The 2,661-nt window shown below is 35.2% G+C and carries 2 protein-coding genes and 1 pseudogene; all 3 read right to left on the bottom strand.

Annotated features, from left to right (window positions below; translation table 11 throughout):
* Positions 1-1,475: RecQ family ATP-dependent DNA helicase (locus ACH2BP_RS13075; RefSeq protein ID WP_395060594.1), on the bottom strand; the 1,475-nt coding region annotated here is incomplete at its 3' end.
* Positions 1,476-1,557: 82 nt separating this feature from the next.
* Positions 1,558-1,968, bottom strand: a complete 411-nt coding sequence (locus tag ACH2BP_RS13070) for a DNA primase (RefSeq protein WP_395060592.1) — start codon at positions 1,966-1,968, stop codon at positions 1,558-1,560.
* A 9-nt stretch (positions 1,969-1,977) separates the two neighbouring features.
* Positions 1,978-2,661, bottom strand: a pseudogene (locus ACH2BP_RS13065) (deoxyhypusine synthase family protein); the annotation flags it as partial.

Below are 2,661 nucleotides of genomic sequence, written 5' to 3'. Positions count from 1 at the left end.
TGAAAAAGGACTTCAGCGGCCAAGGAGGTTAGCCGGATTTTATTTTGTTGGTGGAAAGCGATTTCGCAAATCCCTTGATTTATTAACTGAATGATGTATTGATTCCAGTCGTGCCATGAGATATCGCTACCTACGGCATAAGTTTTCAGATTTTGATATTCTTTTTCGAAAATATAAGCGTTTTTGGAGCCTCTCAGAAAATCGACAATTACAGGCAAAGATTCATTTTCCTGTAAACGAATAATTGCTGATAATGCCTTTTGGGCAATAATGGTTCCGTCAAAAAAGGCAGGTGGATTTTTGCAAATATCACAATTTCCACAATTCTCTGTTACTAATTCTCCGAAATAGGAAAGCAATATTTTTCTTCTACAACTTAAAGCATCAGCATACTGCTTCATTCTTTCCAATTTTGCTAATTGCACCTCGGCATTTAAACCCTGTGAGGCAAATTTTTGAAGTTGAATTACATCGCCATAACTTTCGAATAAAACCGTTTCTGAAGGTAATCCATCCCGACCGGCCCGACCAATTTCCTGGTAATATCCTTCTATATTTTTTGGTAAGTTATAATGAATAACCCAGCGCACATTCGATTTGTCGATACCCATTCCAAAAGCAATGGTTGCACAAACTACTTGGCAGTCATCATTAATGAATTCATCTTGGGTTTTTGAACGAATTTTAGTATCTAAACCGGCATGATATGCTTTTGCATTGATACCAATTTTCTGTAGTTTCTCGGCAATTTCTTCGGTTGTTTTGCGGCTTAGGCAATAAACAATACCTGACTCATTTGGTTTTTCTTTTATAAAATCTATAATTTGTTTGACTCTGTCTAAAGCGGGACGCACTTCTAAACTTAAATTTTTTCTATCAAAAGAAGCTACGAAAGTTTTAGGATTTACTAAGTTTAATTGATCGCTAATATCCTTACGTGTAGCTTTGTCCGCAGTTGCAGTTAAAGCTAAGATTGGAGTAGAAGGGAAGCGTTTTTTTAGATAACCTAAATTAGTATAAGCGGGCCTAAAATCATGTCCCCAAGCCGAGATGCAATGTGCTTCGTCAATAGCAATAAGACTTATGATTAGACTATTGAAAATATTGTCCAGATAGGACAAACTTTCTGGTGCAATGTAGACTAGTTTTATTACGTTTGATTTTAAGCTTTCAATATAAAATTGACGTTCGTCTTCCGTTTGGCTGCTATTGATAAAACAGGCGGCAATGCCATTCGCTTTCAGACTATCAACCTGGTCCTTCATTAAGGCAATTAAAGGAGAAATTACTATTGTAATTCCGGGCAATATCAACGCAGGTAGTTGAAAACAAATTGATTTTCCTCCTCCAGTTGGCATAATCGCCAATGTATCATAACCAGCGAGAATACAATTTATAATCTCTTCCTGATTGGGTCTAAATTTTTCAAAACCAAAGTTTTCTTTAAGTGTGGCGTGTAAAATAGACGTTTTCATTTTGGCTTTGTATTTTGAATTCTAAATTAAAAAAAAAGGAACTCATGGAGAGTTCCTTTTATGTTTATTGCAAATGGGAGTGTTAATCCTCGTCTTCGTCTTCGTCGAATTCATCTGATAATACTTTTTTATCATCATCATCATCGTCATCCCCGTCTTCTGAATCAGTATCTGGTTTGTCTAGATTATCATCGTCATCGTCATCATCTTCAATTGCATCATCGTCATCAAGTTCAATTCCGCTAATTGGCTCTATGACGTTATCAATTTCATCATCTTCATCATAATTTTCAATTCTGTCAGCGAGTTTTGTACTAACTTTTACTAAATAAATAGTATCTTCAGTTCGCACTTCTACTGCTTCAATTAATTCGTTTTTAGCATTTCTAAAACGTACAATGTTCGAATCATCATAACCATCAGGAAATTTTTCAACTAAAAGGTTTAAAATTTCATTGGTAAGTTTTGCGTAATCTACAATTACTCTTTTCATAAAGTTATTCTATAAATCTAATAAATAAGCGAAAATTAAAGGTGCTACAATTGTAGCATCGGACTCAATAATAAACTTTGGAGTTTTTATATCTAATTTACCCCAAGTAATTTTTTCATTCGGTACCGCCCCAGAATACGAACCATAACTGGTGGTTGAATCTGAAATCTGACAAAAATAACTCCAAAACGGAATGTCGTGCATTTCCATATCTTGGTATAACATTGGAACAACACATATTGGAAAATCCCCAGCAATTCCTCCACCAATTTGGAAGAAACCTACACCATTAGTGCTGTTTTTTGGATACCAGTCTGATAAGAAAACCATATATTCAATACCGGATTTCATCGTAGATGCTTTCAAATCGCCTTTGATTACATAAGATGCAAAAATATTTCCCATTGTACTATCTTCCCATCCTGGTACAATGATAGGCAAGTTTTTCTCAGCGGCTGCGTACATCCAACTGTCTTTTAAGTCAATTTCGTAATATTCCTCAAGAACGCCTGAAAGTAACATTTTGTACATAAATTCATGAGGGAAATATCTTTCTCCTTTGTCATCAGCATCTTTCCATATTTTGTAAATATGTTTTGCAAACGACGGAAAGCCTCATGTTCCGGAATACAAGTATCTGTAACTCTGTTTAATCCTCTTTCTAATAAATCCCACTCATCTTGTGGAGTCAGA

Origin of the sequence: Flavobacterium sp. (assembly GCF_043756175.1) — a bacterium.
GTDB lineage: Bacteria > Bacteroidota > Bacteroidia > Flavobacteriales > Flavobacteriaceae > Flavobacterium.
The sequence above is the reverse complement of the archived record's forward strand: the minus strand, read 5'-3'. Positions and strand labels throughout refer to the sequence as shown.